The organism is Chryseobacterium viscerum (genome assembly GCF_002899945.2).
Lineage (GTDB): Bacteria > Bacteroidota > Bacteroidia > Flavobacteriales > Weeksellaceae > Chryseobacterium > Chryseobacterium viscerum.
This window is the reverse complement of sequence record NZ_PPEG02000002.1, coordinates 123252-141669: the sequence shown is the minus strand read 5'-3', so window position 1 is coordinate 141669 and position 18418 is coordinate 123252. Positions and strand designations below refer to the sequence as shown.

The window sequence follows — 18418 nt, the reverse complement described above, 5'->3', positions numbered from 1 at the left end:
ATTTTCTGCCATATGTACTCTTAATATACAGACAAAAAATAAAGCAACAGGATGGTAAAAGTTATTCCTATAATTACGGAACAACAGAAATCGGAACATCAAAATTCCGACCGCTGAAAGTTTATATGAGAAACCCTTGAAAATGGACCCAATCATTATTGGTACAAATTCTGCACAGTTATTGACTTGTTATGGGAAAAGCTGCATGATATTGCAGACCATATAGTAAGAAATAGTAGTAAAAAATAAAGTTAAAAATCAAATGAAGAACATCGCAGCGCTTGCGCTTATCTCATCAATAGCTCTTGTATCTTGTAAAAAAGAAACGGCAAAAATAACGAAAGTAGACCCTAAAACCGGAAAAACGGTAACCGTAGAAGTTCCTGCTGACTCTGTAGCAAAAGTTGCAGAAAATCCGGCAATCAAAGATTCTGCAGGAGTTATCACTCAGACATTTAAGCTTGAAAAAGGAAAAACATATCCTCTTACAACTTACCAGAGAGATGTAAAAACAATGACAGATCCTCAGGGAAAATCTATCACTGCAACCAGTGAGTCTACAGATGAAATGAACTTTGTAGTGGACGATATCAAAGGAAATGTATACGAAATGACTCTTAACCTTGTTGCGAAAAGAAATTCTCAGGCTGCACAGGGAAAGACCGTAGTTGTAGATACTAAACTGCCTCTTCCTAAAGAAGATGATCTTAAAATGATATGGAATGTAAACAAAGCGCTTACCGGAAACAAGCTTGCCATGAAAATGGATACAAAAGGTAACGTAATTTCTATCACAGGATTTGATGCTGTTTATACAAAAGTGGGTAATGCAGTAGGTACTCTTATCAAAGATGCCAATGAAAAAGCGAATGTTGTAGCAAGTCTTAAAGGATCATTCAACGAAAAAGTATTGAAAGATCAATTCCACAAAAACCTGATGATTATTCCTAAAAAAGGAGTAAAAGTAGGTGAAAAGTGGTCAACTTCTGAAAATGCAGACGCAAGCGGAAGCGTTAAAGTGACATCCAACTATGTCATAAAAAGCTTAGGAAACGGAGCAGCAGAAATTGCGGTAACCGGGGGTATTCCTAAGAAAACAGAAAAGAAAGCTCAGGGACCAATTACACACAGTATGAGCAGCGAACTGGTTCAGAACGGGACCATTAAGTTTGACGAAAGCACAGGATGGATTACCAACCAGAATATCAACGTAAAAACAACACAGATAGAAACTATTTCAGATGGAAAGCAGTCTCAATCTATGAAAAGCGTTTCTAATTCTTCGGTAATGGTAAACCCATCTGCTAAATAATTAAAGTAAATACGTTCAGGGTTTATACGCTAAACCCTGAATTTTAAATCTAAAAATTATGAAGTACATTCTTGAGTTAGTACTCACTGCCATTATCATTTTCTTTGTCTGGAATATTCTCAAAAGAATCTTCTTTAAGACATTTTATAGTTACCGTTTTAATAACAATAATCAAAACAACGGAAAGCAGGATATAGACGACTCGAATAAGAATAACAAACAGAACCTTAAATGGGATGCAGAGACTGTAGACTATGAAGAGGTGAAAGAGAGTAATGACAAAAGGTAAAAATTCCAAGAAATAAAAGATAATAACCAGCATGGCAAAAAACAAAAACTTCCTTTATATTGCAATTTCATTAGTAGTATTTATAGTTTTAGCATTTTTATATTCCACTCCTGTATTTACAGGAAAACAACTTTTCCAGCATGATATTGTGCAATACAGAGGAGGAGCTAAAGAACTGCTCGACTATAGAGCCAATACCGGAAATGAAACTTATTGGAGTGACTCCATGTTCGGAGGAATGCCGACTTATCAGATGGGAAGCCAGTTTAAAGGGGACATCATCAAAAAAATCGACAGCAATCTGAATTTCCTGCCAAGGCCGGTCAATTATCTCTTCCTGCTTTTTGCAGGTTTTTTCCTTTTGGGAATGGTAGTAGTCAGAAACTGGAAGTATGCGCTCCTGGGAGCCACTTTCTTTGGACTTTCGACCTATTTTTACATTATTATCGCAGCCGGGCATAATGGTAAGGTAAACACCATTGAATATTTTGCTCCGCTGTTAGCCGGAATTTTACTGGTTTATATCAGAAAAAAATACATCTGGGGATTCATTGTGACAACCCTTTTTATGGGGCTTCAGATCACAGCCAACCACCCGCAGATGACCTATTACCTATTCCTTGCTTTAGGGTTTTTATTCCTGTCTGAATTGATCAGAGCTATTCTGAAGAAGACACCGATGAAGCATTTCCTTATTTCTTCGGGAATAATCGCGGCGGCATGCATTATTGGCGTTGGAATGAATTCGCAAAGAATCATGGCCAATTCTGAATATGTAAAAGAAACGGTTCGTGGAAAGCAGATTTTAGATAACGACAGTCATACTTCCGGAAAATCCGGCATGGATAAGGAAAGTATGCTGATGTGGAGCTACGGACAGCTGGAGACTTTAAACCTATTTATCCCAAGATTAATGGGTGGTGGAAGCCAGGAGCCGGAAGGAAAAGAAATGATGAGCAAAGTTCAGGAAATGGTTCAGGAAAATGTAGGCTCACAGGCTGAAATGGACAGAATTTCAAAAGGTTTCGGCGGAATGACTTACTGGGGAGACCAACCGGGAACTTCAGGTCCTGCTTACCAGGGCGCTATTGTGTGTTTCCTTGCTTTATTAGGATTTTTCTTCGCATCGAAAAAATACCGCTACTGGATTTTAGGAGCTTCCATCCTTACTATTTTATTGGCTTGGGGAAGCAACTTTATGCCATTATCGGACTTCTTTATTGATTATGTTCCGTTTTATAATAAATTCAGAGCTCCTTCTTCAATCCTGGTTGTAGTGGAATTATTATTCCCTTTAATTGCCATTCTGGGATTGTACAATTTCTTCACAGATGAGAAACTGACTGAAGAATACAAACAGAAAATCCTTCTTTATGTAGGAGGTGGAACATTAGGATTTTTATTGATTCTTTTGATCTTTGGAAAATCATTATTAGGGTTTTCAACAGAGGGCGAAAAGACTTACTTCCCTCCTTTCCTACTCGATTATCTTGTAGATGAAAGATACAAACTATTCAGAATAGATGCGATAAAAGCATTTATTTATGTAGCAATTACTGCTGCTGCATTATTCTTAACTTTAAAGAAAAAGCTTAATCAGAATATTGCTTTGGTCATCATCGGAGTCGTAAGTTTATTTGATCTTTGGACTGTAAACAAGCGTTATTTGAATGACGAAAACTACGTAGATAAGATCTTTGCTGAAAATCCATTCCAGACAGAAAGTTCAGATCTTCTGGCTGAAAAAGTTCAGGGAAATCCAAATCTGGAATCTATTTTATCCAATGTCAACATCAACAAAACATTGGAAACAATCACTGAAAAAGACAAAACTCACTACAGAATTTACAACCAGACGCTGGGCGTAACCAGTGAAACCAATACCTCTTATTTTAAGGCTTCAATTGGCGGTTACCACGCTGTAAAATTAAGAAGATACGATGATGTACTGAATGAGTATATCAACAATGTCGACAGTGTAAAAACACCTAATGTATTAAACTTATTAAATGCTAAATATCTGGTTTTCGGAGGTCCTGATCAGCCACAGGTTGTTCCTAATCCAAAAGCCAATGGAAACGCATGGTTTGTAAGCGACTTAAAGTTTGTAGATAGTCCTAATCAGGAAATTAAATCTATTGGAACTATTGACAACAAAAAAACAGCGGTTATTGCATCATCTGATAAATCGTATTTTGACAACAAACCAGTTCAGGCAGATTCTACAGCATTTATAAACCTGACGAAATATCAGCCTAATGAACTTGAATTTAAATCTCAGTCGAAAACTCCTCAATTGGCGGTTTTCTCTGAAGTTTATTATCCTCATGGATGGAAAGTATTAGTGGATGAGAAAGAGGTTCCGTACATCAAAGCAGATTACTTACTACGTGCAGTACATGTTCCGGCAGGAAATCACCACATCAGAATGGTTTTTGAACCTGAAGTAATTGAAAAAGGAAAATGGCTTTCCTTGCTTTCATTCGGATTATTCATCCTGTTGTCTGCGTTTGGTATCTTTTGGATCAACAAAAACAACAAAAAAGAAATTGTAGCTGAACAAAAAGCTTAAATATTTAAGCTTAATAATATTATGCATTATCATTCTGAATGAAGAGATAGAATGAGATTCTTCACTGCGCTACTCTTCGTTCAGAATGACAAAGACCATTTAAGCTTAAAAAATGGAACAAAAGAAAATATTGATTATCACCTATTACTGGCCTCCTGCGGGAGGTCCTGGTGTTCAAAGATGGCTGAAGTTCGCAAAATATCTTCCGGATTTTGGCTGGAAACCGATCATTTATACTCCGGAAAACCCGAGTTATCCATTGCTGGATGAAACGCTGATGAAGGATGTTCCTGAAAACATTGAGATGGTAAGAACCAAAATCTGGGAACCCTATCAGCTGGCCGAAAAACTGAATAAAAGCAACAAGAAATTTAAGGCAGGACAATTTGATGTAGGAAAAAATCAAAGCTGGAAATCTAAACTTTCAATCTGGGTAAGGGGTAATTTTTTCATTCCTGATGCCAGAGTTTTTTGGGTGAAACCATCCATTAAGTTTTTGGAAAAATATTTGAAAGACAATAAAATAGACACGATTGTTACTTCCGGCCCGCCCCACTCACTCCATCTGATTGGTTTGGGACTTAAAAATACAATGCCTGATCTGAAATGGATTGCCGATTTCCGAGATCCATGGACCGAAATTTCCTATTACAAACATTTGAAATTAACCAAAAGCTCAGATAACAAGCATCGCCAGCTTGAAAGTGCTGTATTCAAAAATGCAGACATCACTCTTGCTACAAGCTATACTGATGCAGAGAATTTCCGAAAAGCAGGAGCCAATGCAATTTGTATTACAAATGGATTTGATGAAACTGATTCACAGGAAAAGGGGAAAGAGCCAATAGGTGAAACTTTTACATTAAGTTATATCGGAGTTTTGGAACAGCTAAGAAATCCCGAAAATCTTTGGAAGGCACTTGATGAACTGATCAAAGAGAACCCAGAATTTGCCGCTAGTTTTACGCTGAAATTTGTAGGAAGAATAGACGATAAAATCCTGCATTCTATTGAAAATTCAAGTCTGAAAAATCATATTCTGAATCTTGGATATCTTGCCCACGGAAAGGCTGTAGAGGAAATGCAGAATTCAAATCTTCTTCTGATCACCAATTTTCCAAATGAATCTTCAAAAGGGATCATTCCCGGAAAAATATTTGAATACCTGGCTTCAGGAAAGCAGATTCTGTCATTCGGTCCGGACAAAGCTGATGTGGCAAAAATTCTGGAAGAAACCCAGGCAGGAAAGCACTTCAGCTATCAGGACACAGAAACTGTCAAGAACTTTATCCTTGAAAAGTTTGATCTTTGGAAAAATGGCAGTTCTCTTGAAAACACTCAACATATTGAGCAGTTCTCGAGAAGAAACCTCACCCGTCAACTGACCGAAATTTTATAACAAAAGAAAGGAATTTAGAGGCTGGAAGTTCTATCCCCAGCCTCTAACTTCTATATCGTCCACTGGTCATTCACCACTGCGATCAGATAATATGTACCTTGAAATTCTTCAAATATAAAACGAACTGTTTTCCAATCCATATTCCCATATTTTTCGGTTCCTTTGATATAGTTTTCGGTGAAGTCTCCTTTAGGATAGATCTCCTTTAAATTATTTAAAGAATTACCGCCACCGATAAATTTATTCAGTGAATATTGTGAGGTAGTAAAATCTTTAGAAAATACCCATTTACCAAGATAATCATTGATCGTTGCTTTATAAGGATCTCCTGAACCATCATGGGCTCCCCAGGTAAATAGTGTTTTGGTAGGCTGATATTTTTCAAAATCTGCTTTAGAAAAGTGTTTGTCTTCCTTCAGATCTACATAAGCATACATTGAAAAACGAACCCCTTTTTCAGGGTGAATAAAGGAAGCAAAAGCTGTATAGTCTTTATTTTTCAGCGCTTTCAAAACCTCATCATTGGTCTGTTTTAAAACGGCTTCTTTATTAGCGTTATTCTGAATGGTACCTGCGCTGTCTGTTTTGCTCTTCTGTGCAACAGAATCAATTTTACTAGGGACAGGCTTCCCCGCCTCTTTGTTACAGGCTACAACAAAGCTCAAGGCGAGTACCGGAATAAATAGTTTTTTCATATTTCAAATTTTGTAATCCGTAAAAAACACCAAAACTGATGCCAAGCAGAATTATGAATTCATCATTGATAATTTATAATTTCCATTGTACCTTTGTTATATGGAAATTTTGGACATTCTCATTATCGGAGCCGGACCTATTGGTTTAAACTGTGCTCTTGAAGCTCAAAAAAACAATCTTAGTCACGTAATCATAGAAAAAGGAACCATTGTCAATTCACTTTACAATTATCCTTTGCATATGCGCTTTTTCTCCACTGCTGAAAAATTGGAAATAGATGAAATTCCTTTTATTTCTACGGCTCCAAAACCGGGAAGGCAGGAAGCTCTGGAATACTATCAGGGAATTGCCAGGCAAAAAAAGCTGAATATCAACTTGTATGAGAAGGTTCTGAATGTTTCGAAAAATGATGAAATATTTGAGATTAAAACTACAAAAGCAACCTATCTGTCCAAAAATATAGTCATTGCTACCGGATTCTATGACATCCCCAATCTTATGCATATTCCTGGTGAAAACCTTCCGAAGGTTAAGCATTATTATACCGAGCCTTACCCTTATGCGAAGCAGAAAATTGTGGTGGTAGGATCAAGCAATTCTGCGGTAGATGCTGCACTGGAAACGTATAGAAAAGGGGCTGAAGTAACCATGATCGTCCGCCATTCTGAGATTTCAAAAAGTGTAAAATACTGGGTGAAACCGGATATTGAAAACAGAATTGCAGAAGGCAGCATCAACGCTCATTTTAATGCAGAACTGATAGAAGTTAAGGAAAACACGGTTGTTTTTAAAGATGAACATGGAAAAACCCATGAAATTGACAATGATTTTGTTCTGGCTATGACAGGTTATCTTCCGGATTTTGATTTTCTAAGAAACTCAGGCATCGAACTTAATGGAGATTGCCTGAATCCGTTTTATAACTCTGAAACGATGGAAACCAATATCCCCAACCTTTATTTGGCAGGGGTAGTTTGTGGAGGAAAAGATACTCATCTTTGGTTCATTGAAAATTCGAGAATTCATGCGAATATGATTATGAATACGATTCTTTCTAAATCTTAAAATATATAAAAAAAGGTTCGGGCAATTTCTACGAAATTGCCCGAACCTTTTTTTAATTCATGAGCCAAAAGCATGATATCTCTTATATCACCTCTTCTTCCACTTTATTTTTATCTTTCAGCATCCATGGAACAATAAAGTAAAACCCAACTGCAATAGCTACTGCCAGCACTCCCGTTCCAATCCACAGCATATTGAAGCCTAATTTCTCTGCAATCAGTGTTCCTATATAAGGTGTAATGATGAATGCTATAGAAAATGATATTCCATTCAGCCCCATATAAGCGCCTTTGTTATGCTCTCCTGAGCGCAATGCTGTAATAGTCGACATAAAAGGCAGTGTCCAAATTTCTCCCACACAAAGCAAGGTCATAGAAACAATAAGGGCAGCCATACTGTAATCAAAAGCGAGCATCGCATAAGAAACGCCGCACAGGAATGTCCCGATAAGCATGGTAAAAGCTAGAGTAAAATACTTCTCCGCTACCTGTACAAGACCCATTTCAAGCAGTACAATCAAAAAACCACTGTATCCCAGAATATACCCGATATTTTGCTGGCTCAGATGCGCTGTATCCTTATAAAATATGGTCAGCGTACTGAACAGCTGGAAGAAACATATTGAAAACAACATACAGAACACACAATAGATCAAAAACTTCCTATCGCGATAGGGAGAACTTTCTTTTTTAACAATAATGGCTTCTTTTACCTTTTTTGCTTTCAGTTTAGCCAATCTTGCCCGATCTTTAAAGAACCAGATATACATCAGCCCGGCCAGAAAAGCAGCCAGTGCGTTACTGAAAAACAGAAACTCATAAGAAATAGCGGATAGAATACCTCCCAATGCCGGTCCAATAGAAAAACCTAGGTTTACAGCCATACGGTTGAGTGAAAAGGCACGGGTAATATTTTCAGGTTTGGCATATTTGGTAATCGCTACCGAGTTCGCCGGACGGAAGGTTTCACTTACAATACTCTGGGCCAAAATAATTCCAGCCAGACCAGCTTCAGTCGTAAAAAGCGGAATCAGACAGAATAAAGGAACACTGAGAAGTAAGCTCAGGCTTTGTACTCTATATTCTCCTATTTTATCGGTAATCATTCCTCCCAGCCAGGATCCAAGGACCGAGCCTATTCCAAAAAAGCTCAGTACGATTCCTGAATTTTCAATGCTGAAATGTAAATGATTGGTCATATAAACTCCCAGAAAAGGAAGTACCATAGAACCGGCCCTGTTGATGAGCATTACCAACGCCAGCATCCAACTCTCCTTCGAGAGTCCTTTGAAAGAACTCGTATATACGTTAATTAATCTCACAATACTATTTTGGGGGAATTTGAAAGTGCAAAATTAGATAAAAATAACCCAAAAGCCTGTGTTTAAACCCTTTTTTTATAAATAACATCCATTAAAACAGACTATCAGCTGTATCCTAAAAAAAACAGTTTTTTTTACTATTTAAAGCCTAAAGACTTTTATAAAAATCGTAAATTGCAGTAACAACAAGGGTTTTTAAACTAAAACCATTTAAAAACACAATAAATTTTTAACCAATACGGAAGAATGGTAACCTACGAAAATTTACATGATACGCTATCCTTTTACAGTATTGACTGCAGGCAATCCTACTACATCTCTTCCGGAAAACCCATTTTCGAGTTCCCAAAAGCTCCTTTCAGAATGGATTATTATGCATTTTGCATCTGTACCGCAGGAGAAATCAATATTGAGATAGACCGTCTGAAATACAAAGTGGATGCTCATAGTTTTCTGATAGCTGCCCCTTCTACCATTGTAAAGTTTGTGAAGACCAGTGAAAATTTCATGATGAAACTGCTGTTCTTTGACAAAAATTTTCTGATTAAAAATATTTCCAATCCATTTATCATTGAGAAAATGAATCTTTTCTCCAAAGGTTCCTACAACATCGTAAAAACTTCTGCAAAAAATTCATCGCTGCTACAAAACCTTCTTGATTACCTTGACAAGAAATCAAAGAAGCAGGGAAAGTTTACGGAAGAAATTATCCGCACCATTATTTTCAATCTGCTGCTGGAGACGGCTGAGATTATGGAACAGGAAAACGCTGCAAATCCAGGAAAAGAGGAAGGTAAAAAAGACCTTTATCTGAGATTTAATAAACTGATCAGGGAAAATATCAACAGGGAGCGAACGGTTCAGTTTTATGCCGATCAGCTGCATGTTTCTAATAAATACCTCATAGAGATCATTAAAAAGGCAAGCGGAAAAACACCTCATGAGGTTATTGACGAAGCCTTACTGAAGGAAGCTTATGTAATGTTGGGAAATCCTGATATAACGATTTCGGAAATTGCATTTGAACTTCAGTTTAATTCCGCATCGGCTTTCGGCCGTTTCTTCAAAAAACATACGACGTTTTCTCCTTCAGAGTACAGAATAAAAGAAAATATTCAGTCATGAGAATTTGGGGATAATAATTCTGAACTTGGGGATATATGTCGCTTTGTGAATAGAGGTACCTTTATACTGTTAATTAAAAACAATACAAAATGAGTACGATCAATTCAAAATTCGATAAAGTTTTAAATGCCTCTGATCAGTTCGGAAAAGTAAACCACGAACCGGATTCAAGTAAAGAAGTTCAGATTAACACTCCTGAAAAAACTATGCCTTTTTCCGACCAGATCGGAAACTATCAACGTAACAAAGGAATTCCTTTACAATCTTACGAAAACAGTAAAATCTATATTGTAGGAAGCGGAATTGCAGGCATGTCTGCTGCTTATTATTTTATCCGTGATGGCCGTGTACCAGGCAAAAACATTATTTTTCTCGACCAACTGAATGTTGAAGGTGGATCTCTGGACGGAGCCGGTAACGCAAAAGATGGCTATATCATCCGTGGAGGAAGGGAAATGGACATGACGTATGAAAACTTATGGGATATGTTCCAGGATATTCCTGCGTTGGAATTACCAGCTCCCTATAGCGTATTGGATGAATACAGACTTGTCAATGACAATGACCCCAATTATTCTAAAGCGAGACTGATCCACAATCAGGGAGAGATCCAGGATTTCAGTAAATTTGGTCTTGAGAAAAAAGATCAGCTTGCCATTGTAAAACTTCTGTTAAAGAAAAAAGAAGAGCTTGATGATCTTACCATTGAAGATTATTTTGCACAATCCTTCCTGAACAGTAATTTCTGGTTTTTCTGGCGTTCTATGTTTGCCTTTGAAAACTGGCACAGCTTGCTTGAACTGAAATTGTATATGCACAGATTCCTTCACGCTATTGACGGAATGAAAGACTTCTCATGTCTGGTTTTTCCTAAATATAACCAATATGACACCTACGTAACCCCACTGAAAAACTTCCTGGTTGAAAAAGGAGTACAGATCCAGTTTAATGTTCTGGTAAAAGACCTTGATATTCATATCAACACCGAAGGAAAAACAGTAGAAGGAATTATTACTGAACAAAATGGAGAGGAAGTAAGAATACCAATCGGAAAAGATGATTATGTTATCGTAACAACCGGATCTATGACAGAAAGTACTTTCTACGGTGACAACAACACCGTTCCTGAAATCACGATAGATAACAGCAGTGCTGGACAAAGCGCCGGATGGAAACTGTGGAAAAATCTTGCTGCAAAATCTGAAGTATTCGGAAAACCAGAGAAATTCTGTAGCCACATCGAAAAATCTTCATGGGAATCTGCCACATTAACATGTCGTCCTTCTGCTTTCACTGAGAAACTAAAAGAGATGTGTGTGAATGATCCTTATTCTGGAAGAACCGCTACGGGAGGTATTATTACCATTACAGACTCCAATTGGGTGATGAGCTTTACCTGCAACAGACAGCCGCACTTCCCTACTCAGCCGGATGATATCCTTGTAGTATGGGTATACGCTTTGCTAATGGATAAAGAAGGTAATTACATCAAAAAAACAATGCCTCAATGTACCGGAAACGAAATTCTTGCCGAGCTTTGTTATCATCTTGGAATGACGGACCAACTGGATAATGTTATAGAAAATACAATTGTACGTACCGCCTTCATGCCATACATCACTTCCATGTTTATGCCAAGAGCGCAGGGAGACCGTCCTAGAGTGGTTCCTGAAGGATGTACCAACTTAGGTCTTGTAGGACAGTTTGTAGAGACCAATAATGACGTTGTATTCACGATGGAAAGTTCTGTGAGAACAGCAAGAATAGCTGTTTACAATCTTCTTAACCTCAACAAACAAGTTCCGGATATCAATCCTTTACAATATGATATCCGACATTTATTAAAAGCGACCCAGGCTCTTAATGACTACAAACCCTTCTTAGGAGAAGGAATATTAAGAAAAGTATTGAAAGGAACTTATTTTGAACATATCCTGGTAAACCGTCCGGAAGAAAAAGAAGAACACGAATCTTTCTTGAGCAGATTTCAGGAATGGGTAAAAGGAGTAAAAGACTAAAAATATTAGTTCACAAAACAATGGTTTTTAAAGTAGTGCATACTTTATTCTTAACGCAAAGATTTAGAATTATAATAATTTATTAGAGGAAGCAAAGAAGAGAATCAACAAGTTGATTTGATGAAGCGTATAGCTTTGCGAAGCAGATTTCTCTGCCTTTGCCCTCTTGAAATAATGATAAGTTTTTATAAATCTTTGCGTTAAAAAAATAAATAATGAGTTTAAAAAATAAACCTCATGGATTTTAAAAATATCCTAATCCACCATACCGTGACAAAGACTTTTTAAAATAGAATCTTAAGCTTCAGATTTTAAACTATTAAAATAAAAAGCAGGACTTGTTGAGAGTCTTGCTTTTATTTTTTCCAATATTAAGATTAATTCTGGCTTATAAAGCTGTCTGTTGAAAAACGCAAAGGCGCAAGGTTATCTTTCCCGAAGCGTTTTTAAGTCGCAAGGATTTTATCTCCGATAAAATTGAACACCGTTAATTCCTTAAGCTAAGAATATTGATTGATTAAGTAGTACACTTGCTGGAAATTTTCGATTTTCTTGTGCCTTAAAAATATTCACAATGCATGAACTTCTTAGCGCCTTTGCGTTACTCAACAAAAATAAAAAAGCAGGACTCCCAACAAGTCCTGCTTTTATATATTAAGTATCCTGAAAATTATTCAGGCTTATAAGAATCTTTCAGCGTTACTGTACGGTTAAATACGAATGTATCCTCTGTAGAATCCTGATCTTTTGTAAAATATCCAATTCTTTGGAACTGTAATGGTTCTCCTATCGCAACTTCTTTAAGGCTTGGCTCAGCAAAACCTTTCGCTGTAGTTACAGATTCAGGGTTGATGAAGTTTAAGAAGTCAACATCTTTCTCTGCATCAGGCTGTTCCACGGTAAACAGATGATTGTAGCTTCTTACTTCTACAGGAATAGCATGTTTTGCAGATACCCAGTGTAGAGTACCTTTTACTTTTCTTAAACTCTCCTCTGTTCCACTTCCAGATTTACTCTTCTCATCATAAGAAGCGTAGATGGTTGTGATCTCTCCATTCTCATCCTTCTCTACTCTTTCAGCTTTGATGATGTAAGCAGATTTCAAACGAACTTCTCCACCTAATTTAAGTCTGAAGAATTTATTGTTAGCTTCCTCTTTGAAGTCTTCACGCTCGATATACAGTTCTCTTGAGAAAGGAACTTCTCTTGTTCCTGCATTTTCCTGCTCAGGATTATTTTCAGTATCCAACCATTCTTCCTTGTCTTCAGGATAGTTTTCGATCACTAATTTTACCGGATCTACAACTGCCATCACACGCTTAGCTACCTTATTCAGGTCTTCACGTACACAGAAGTCTAGCAACTGAATTTCGATTAGGTTTTCTCTTTTCGCCACCCCTACTTTATCAATAAAGTTTCTGATAGAAGTCGGAGTATATCCTTTTCTTCTCATTCCTGAAATGGTAGGCATTCTAGGATCATCCCATCCGGTTACAGCTCCTTCAGCCACCAATCTCTGCAGCTTTCTTTTGGAAGTAATCATATAGGAAACATTCATTCTCGCAAATTCTCTCTGCTTGTTTTTAACCCTTCCTTCTTCATACACCTGATCTAAATACCAGTTGTACAAAGGTCTGTGGTTTTCAAACTCCAAAGAACACAGCGAGTGTGAAATTTGTTCGATATAATCGGATTCACCATGAGCCCAGTCGTACATTGGATAGATTTTCCATGCAGTACCTGTTCTGTGGTGAGGTTTGTTCAAAATTCTGTACATAACAGGGTCACGCATATTCATGTTTGGCGAAACCATGTCGATTTTTGCACGAAGAGACATCGAACCACTTTCAAATTCACCGTTTTTCATCCTTTCGAATAAATCTAACGATTCTTCAACAGGACGGTTTCTGTATGGAGATTCAACTCCCGGTTCTGCAGGATTTTTTCTTTGTTCTGTAATGACTTCAGACGCTTGCTCATCTACGTAAGCTTTTTCTTCTTTAATTAACTGAACTGCCCAATCGTAAAGCTGCTGGAAGTAATCGGATGCGTACAAAACTTTATCCCATTTGAAACCTAACCATTCTACGTCTTTCATGATAGAATCTACGAATTCCTGTTCTTCTTTTTCAGGATTCGTATCGTCGAAACGAAGGTTTACGGGAGCATTGTATTTTTCGCCCAGCCCAAAGTTGATGCAGATTGCTTTTGTGTGCCCTACATGCAGGTAACCATTTGGTTCAGGCGGAAAACGGAAACGGATTTGATCTTTATTCAAACCGTTTGCCAGATCATCTTCAATAATTTGCTCAATAAAATTGAGGGATTTTTTTTCTTCTTCCATTAAGGTAGCTTTTATTTTTTAGCAAAAAAAGTTTCACAAAGTTACGGAAAAATAAGCGTTTGTAAAAGTGATAATTTAAAAGCCTTATCGCTTGTAATTCAATATTTTTCACTAATTTCGGGAAAGCTAAAACCATTTTAACCCATTCACCATCATGGCCGTTTATATCTTAAGCAACCGGAAAATCATCCGGCATAAAGGCGAAAAAGTGGACTCTTTTTCTAATGATGAATACTCAATTCCCAATTTCAGGATTGCGAAATGTGATTTTGAAAACTATAAGGAACCCACTGCACAAGCCAAAAAAAAGAAAGATTACACCAACAGGAATATTGTAAACTACAAACTGTTCTCCGAACCCGAAAAACAAGGGTATCAAGACGTTTTAGATGTTCTGTTGAGCGAGAAAGGAGTTAAAACTTCGCCTCTTACAGCCAATAATCTGGGCGGAACTCAGAGAATGTTCTATGAGCTTTATAAAAATATGTCTTCCACAAAAGAAAGGAGTGATGTATTGATATTCATCCATGGTTATTTGTATGATTTTGATGATGAATTAAAAGCTATTCTAGACCTTAAGAAAATATTCATTGATAATCCGGCATCGCCTGTAGAACATATTTTATTTGTAAGCTGGCCTGCCTCAGGGAGTATTATCCCGTTAAGTTATTTTGATGACAAGGCATCCAGTATCAATTCCGGAGCGTCACTGATGAGGATGTTTTATTTCTATACCCAGTTTTTAAAGGATATTTTTTCAAACCGGGATCTTGTACCCTGCAACCAAAGAATTCATATCATGACCCATTCTTTGGGAAACAGAGTCCTTCAAAGCATGCTGTATAGTCTTAAGCGTGAAAATATACTTCGTGTCATAGATCAGGTTCTGCTGTTGAATGCAGATGTGACCTATAAAGTATTTGAAGATTCTGAAGATTCTTTTAATAAACTGCCCTTATTAGCCAACCGAATTTCGATTTATCTCAACAGACAGGATGCCGTTTTGGGGATTTCTCAGTTCACCAAGAATATTCTGACACCAAGACTGGGTAAAAACGGACCGAGTGACATTGACCGTTATAAAGATACTGTTTCTATTATTGATTGTACGTTTGTGAAAGATGACCTTCTAAATAGCTTTAAATATGAAGTAGGACATCATTGGGGATATCTCTCAAGCTCACAGGTACAGAATGATATCATTCAGAATCTGAACGGAATAGACAGAAACCTTATTACCAACAGAACAAAGAATAACGAAAACATTTTCACAATTATTTCTTAACAAATAATTAAAATAAACCATAAAAAATGAACTCTGCGTTAAAATTAATTCAATACTATAGTATGGCATAGAGATTGCCAATTCAAACTGTAGGGAATTACAATTTTTTATTATGGAACAGATTAAAAAAAGGTTTTCTTATATTTTAAACTATATAAAGAAGGCCATCTTCGTAAAAGATGTGATTTAACTGAATATCAACCTTTAAAAATTAACTATCCGATTAAAAAACTACTTTAGCCCTTAAACAGAACTGAAAAATTAATTACACTTCCTACACATCTAATGCAGGAATGTATTTTCATTTTTAGTATCTGGATTCTTTCTCTACCTATTCATATTGTCATTTAACACCTATGTAATAATTTTCGCCACATTGTTAAATATAGCTAAATAATTCCCCACATGTTGTATAATTGAAAAAAGTTTTCGACATTTGATTATCAATCAAATAAAATATTAAACATGAAAAATCTAAAAAAAATCAAAAGAGGAGAATTAAAGACGATCAAAGGAGGAAGACCCCCTCTGGGATGCAACAGCTGGAACCCAAGTGCCATGTGCTGTAGATCATGGGCCCCTGACTACTGTGGTCAGGCCACATGCGCGAATTCGCCTGCCCCATCATGCTAATTAACTTTTCTCAGTTATGTTTTGAACCATAGCAACTCATTTCTGAGTTCCAGATCGGATTCAAAATTATTGACAAATAAAGCTCCAGTGCCCAAACCTTGAGGCATTGGACTTTTTTTTGTAAATGTATATTGAGCGATAGCATTCAAGCCAATATTACTTTCCAAAGCTGAAGTAATCCACCAGTCTATATTCTGATCTTCAGCAAGAGAAATCCATTCATCTGAACCGGAAAATCCTCCTACCAATGCTGGCTTCAGAATGATATATTGGGGTTGAATTTTTTCTAAAAGCTTTTTCTTTTCTTCAAGATCAATAATCCCTATCAACTCTTCATCCAATGCAATTGGAGTGGGTGTGTTGGCACACAACTCTGCCATATCATTCCAGTTTCCGGCTTTGATAGGCTGCTCAATGGAATGAATGTGAAGATCTGCAAGCTGCTGCAAAACGATAACAGCTTCGTCTTTACTGAATCCTCCGTTGGCATCTACACGAAGCTCCAGCTGGTCTTTGGAGAATTTTTCTCTTAATTTCTGAAGAATAACATGTTCTGATTTCCAATCGACCCCGATTTTCAATTTAATACAATGAAATCCTTTTTCCAATTTATCCTGAATCTGTTCTTCCATATATCCTACCTCTCCCATCCATATCAGACCGTTGATGGTGATAGCAGATTGTCCTTCGGTAAATTCACTTGGAAAATAGAGGCTGCCGCCATATTTAAGATTCAGAACAGCCTGTTCATAACCAAACCAGATAGACGGAAACTCCTTCAGCTCTTCTTTCAAAAAAGATGGGTCCTGATCAATATTTTCGCAGAGCCACTTTAATTTTTCTTCATAGTCAGGTCTGTCATCGAAGCTCAAGCCTCTGAAAACCGCGCACTCACCTACTCCTTTTCTTCCGTCTTTTGAAATAGTCAGGATAAAGGTTTCCTTATCAAGCAAAACGCCGCGAGATGTTCCACTCGGGCGTTTAAACTGTAATAAATATTTTAAATAAGTTGCTTCCATTTATTTTACGCTGTCGATACGCATAAATTCTTCTGCTTTCTCTACCATTTCTATACTTCCACAGAAGAACGGAATTCTCTGGTGAAGTTCTGTAGGCTCTATTTCAAGAATTCTTCTGAATCCGTCTGTTGCTTTTCCTCCTGCCTGTTCTGCAAGGAATGCCATTGGATTACATTCGTATAACAATCTTAATTTACCATTTGGAGCCTGTGAATAAGAAGGATAGATATAAATTCCTCCTTTCAGCATGTTTCTATGGAAGTCTGCGACCAAAGAACCGATGTATCTTGATGTATAAGGACGATCTCCTTCTTCCATCTGGCAGTACTTAAGGTAATTTTTTACTCCCTGAGGAAATTTGATATAATTTCCTTCGTTGATAGAATAGATTTTACCCGTTCTTGGGAAAGTCATATTAGGATGGGAAAGATAATAAGTTCCCAAAGAAGGATCCAGCGTAAATCCGTTCACTCCGTTTCCGGTAGTATAAACAATCATTGTAGAAGAACCGTAAATAACGTATCCTGCAGCAATCTGATTGATTCCTTTTTGTAAAAAGTCTTCTAACTGTACGGGAGTTCCAGGTTCTGTAACTCTTCTGTAAATAGAAAAAATAGTTCCTACAGAAACATTGACATCAATATTGGAAGATCCGTCCAATGGATCGATAAGTACTACATATTTACTTAAATGGCCGTTTTCTCCACATTTAATATCAATAAAATCATCATTTTCTTCAGAAGCAATACCACAAACAACCTCTCTTTGAGACAAAGCCGTAATAAAAATTTCATTAGCGATCACATCCAATTTCTGCTGTTCTTCACCCTGAATATTCTGGTTTCCGGCAGCTCCTGTTATATCTACAATTCCGGCTTTATTTACTTCTCTGTTTACCACTTTCGAAGCCAATCTTATGGCACTCAGAAGACGAGAGAATTCACCTGTAGAATACTGAAAATCGTCCTGCTTATCTATAAGAAATTCTCCTAAAGTCTGTAATGGTTGATTTGACATATTTTTCTTTTTACGTTTTGCCCAAATTTCGGAAAATTTATCGCATTAAGGAAATTTAATTACAAAAGAGATTACCCACTGTATTTCAACACAATACAACCCAAACACAACATAATATGAAGCAGTTACAAAAAATAACGTCCCCGAATTTGTTATTCCAGACCTATGAAAAAAGCAGATTATTTCAACAATTATTGATTTTAAGCAAATCTTAATTCTATCATTCCGCTAGGCTATTTCATATCTCGTTGTAAATTTATAATTTTGACGTCCGTAAAAAACTCATGTAATTTTTTATCTAACAATTTTATTTTTAACAATTT

Annotated in this window: 14 protein-coding genes; 9 read left to right on the top strand and 5 right to left on the bottom strand. The window is 36.9% G+C overall.

From position 1 onward, the window contains the following. Positions 1-262: 262 nt before the first annotated feature. The 4 genes from C1634_RS04260 to C1634_RS04245 all read left to right on the top strand — a co-directional run bounded on the left by C1634_RS04260 (position 263) and on the right by C1634_RS04245 (position 5572). A complete protein-coding gene (locus C1634_RS04260) occupies positions 263-1312 on the top strand; it encodes a DUF6263 family protein (RefSeq protein WP_103232920.1) in 1050 nt (349 codons plus the stop codon). Between the two features lie 58 nt (positions 1313-1370). Continuing rightward, positions 1371-1601: a hypothetical protein gene (locus C1634_RS04255; protein WP_103232921.1), complete on the top strand. Its 231-nt coding sequence runs from the start codon at positions 1371-1373 to the stop codon at positions 1599-1601. 31 nt (positions 1602-1632) lie between these two features. Further along, positions 1633-4173, top strand: a complete 2541-nt coding sequence (locus tag C1634_RS04250; protein ID WP_109737941.1) for a YfhO family protein — start codon at positions 1633-1635, stop codon at positions 4171-4173. A gap of 112 nt (positions 4174-4285) precedes the next feature. Next, the gene (locus C1634_RS04245; RefSeq protein ID WP_103232923.1) at positions 4286-5572 is read left to right on the top strand and encodes a glycosyltransferase family protein; all 1287 of its coding nucleotides are present in this window, start codon (positions 4286-4288) and stop codon (positions 5570-5572) included. A gap of 50 nt (positions 5573-5622) precedes the next feature. Here C1634_RS04245 and C1634_RS04240 read toward each other — a convergent pair whose 3' ends face one another. Continuing rightward, on the bottom strand, positions 5623-6267 hold the full coding sequence (locus C1634_RS04240; RefSeq protein ID WP_109737940.1) for a hypothetical protein: 645 nt from the start codon (positions 6265-6267) through the stop codon (positions 5623-5625). Positions 6268-6367: 100 nt separating this feature from the next. On the opposite strand from C1634_RS04240, the gene C1634_RS04235 reads away from it, so the two are divergent. Continuing rightward, the gene (locus C1634_RS04235) at positions 6368-7333 is read left to right on the top strand and encodes a YpdA family putative bacillithiol disulfide reductase (RefSeq protein ID WP_109737939.1); all 966 of its coding nucleotides are present in this window, start codon (positions 6368-6370) and stop codon (positions 7331-7333) included. A gap of 82 nt (positions 7334-7415) precedes the next feature. On the opposite strand, the gene C1634_RS04230 is transcribed toward C1634_RS04235, so the two are convergent. Then, positions 7416-8597: an MFS transporter gene (locus C1634_RS04230; RefSeq protein ID WP_109737938.1), complete on the bottom strand. Its 1182-nt coding sequence runs from the start codon at positions 8595-8597 to the stop codon at positions 7416-7418. A 303-nt stretch (positions 8598-8900) separates the two neighbouring features. Here C1634_RS04230 and C1634_RS04225 point away from each other — a divergent pair, with 303 nt between their 5' ends. Continuing rightward, on the top strand, positions 8901-9779 hold the full coding sequence (locus tag C1634_RS04225) for a helix-turn-helix domain-containing protein (RefSeq protein ID WP_103235206.1): 879 nt from the start codon (positions 8901-8903) through the stop codon (positions 9777-9779). 89 nt (positions 9780-9868) lie between these two features. After that, positions 9869-11797 carry an oleate hydratase gene (locus tag C1634_RS04220; protein WP_103235207.1) on the top strand — a complete coding sequence of 643 codons (1929 nt, stop codon included), beginning with the start codon at positions 9869-9871 and terminating at the stop codon, positions 11795-11797. A 670-nt stretch (positions 11798-12467) separates the two neighbouring features. Here C1634_RS04220 and C1634_RS04215 read toward each other — a convergent pair. Further along, entirely contained in the window at positions 12468-14141 is a 1674-nt protein-coding gene (locus tag C1634_RS04215; protein WP_103235092.1) for a glutamine--tRNA ligase/YqeY domain fusion protein, read from the bottom strand. A 154-nt stretch (positions 14142-14295) separates the two neighbouring features. Between C1634_RS04215 and C1634_RS04210 the strand changes: the two genes are divergently transcribed. Together C1634_RS04210 and C1634_RS25870 are read left to right on the top strand one after the other, a co-directional pair. Continuing rightward, positions 14296-15426, top strand: a complete 1131-nt coding sequence (locus C1634_RS04210; protein ID WP_103235091.1) for an alpha/beta hydrolase — start codon at positions 14296-14298, stop codon at positions 15424-15426. Between the two features lie 465 nt (positions 15427-15891). Continuing rightward, a complete protein-coding gene (locus C1634_RS25870) occupies positions 15892-16059 on the top strand; it encodes a bacteriocin-like protein (protein WP_153816323.1) in 168 nt (55 codons plus the stop codon). Positions 16060-16073: 14 nt separating this feature from the next. Here C1634_RS25870 and C1634_RS04205 read toward each other — a convergent pair whose 3' ends face one another. Then, a complete protein-coding gene (locus tag C1634_RS04205) occupies positions 16074-17078 on the bottom strand; it encodes an o-succinylbenzoate synthase (protein ID WP_103235090.1) in 1005 nt (334 codons plus the stop codon). Then, the gene (gene fbp / locus C1634_RS04200; RefSeq protein ID WP_109737937.1) at positions 17079-18095 is read right to left on the bottom strand and encodes a class 1 fructose-bisphosphatase; all 1017 of its coding nucleotides are present in this window, start codon (positions 18093-18095) and stop codon (positions 17079-17081) included. Between the last annotated feature and the right edge of the window lie 323 nt (positions 18096-18418).

Excerpts from the sequence above, each read along its gene's own strand:
- C1634_RS04240 (WP_109737940.1), bottom strand. The coding sequence starts at position 6,267 with ATGAAAAAACTATTTATTCCGGTACTCGCCTTGAGCTTTGTTGTAGCC.
- C1634_RS25870 (WP_153816323.1), top strand. The coding sequence starts at position 15,892 with ATGAAAAATCTAAAAAAAATCAAAAGAGGAGAATTAAAGACGATCAAA.
- C1634_RS04245 (WP_103232923.1), top strand. The coding sequence starts at position 4,286 with ATGGAACAAAAGAAAATATTGATTATCACCTATTACTGGCCTCCTGCG.
- C1634_RS04225 (WP_103235206.1), top strand. The coding sequence starts at position 8,901 with ATGGTAACCTACGAAAATTTACATGATACGCTATCCTTTTACAGTATT.
- fbp (WP_109737937.1), bottom strand. The coding sequence starts at position 18,095 with ATGTCAAATCAACCATTACAGACTTTAGGAGAATTTCTTATAGATAAG.
- C1634_RS04210 (WP_103235091.1), top strand. The coding sequence starts at position 14,296 with ATGGCCGTTTATATCTTAAGCAACCGGAAAATCATCCGGCATAAAGGC.
- C1634_RS04230 (WP_109737938.1), bottom strand. The coding sequence starts at position 8,597 with ATGCTGGCGTTGGTAATGCTCATCAACAGGGCCGGTTCTATGGTACTT.
- C1634_RS04260 (WP_103232920.1), top strand. The coding sequence starts at position 263 with ATGAAGAACATCGCAGCGCTTGCGCTTATCTCATCAATAGCTCTTGTA.
- C1634_RS04215 (WP_103235092.1), bottom strand. The coding sequence starts at position 14,141 with ATGGAAGAAGAAAAAAAATCCCTCAATTTTATTGAGCAAATTATTGAA.
- C1634_RS04205 (WP_103235090.1), bottom strand. The coding sequence starts at position 17,078 with ATGGAAGCAACTTATTTAAAATATTTATTACAGTTTAAACGCCCGAGT.
- C1634_RS04235 (WP_109737939.1), top strand. The coding sequence starts at position 6,368 with ATGGAAATTTTGGACATTCTCATTATCGGAGCCGGACCTATTGGTTTA.
- C1634_RS04220 (WP_103235207.1), top strand. The coding sequence starts at position 9,869 with ATGAGTACGATCAATTCAAAATTCGATAAAGTTTTAAATGCCTCTGAT.
- C1634_RS04250 (WP_109737941.1), top strand. The coding sequence starts at position 1,633 with ATGGCAAAAAACAAAAACTTCCTTTATATTGCAATTTCATTAGTAGTA.
- C1634_RS04255 (WP_103232921.1), top strand. The coding sequence starts at position 1,371 with ATGAAGTACATTCTTGAGTTAGTACTCACTGCCATTATCATTTTCTTT.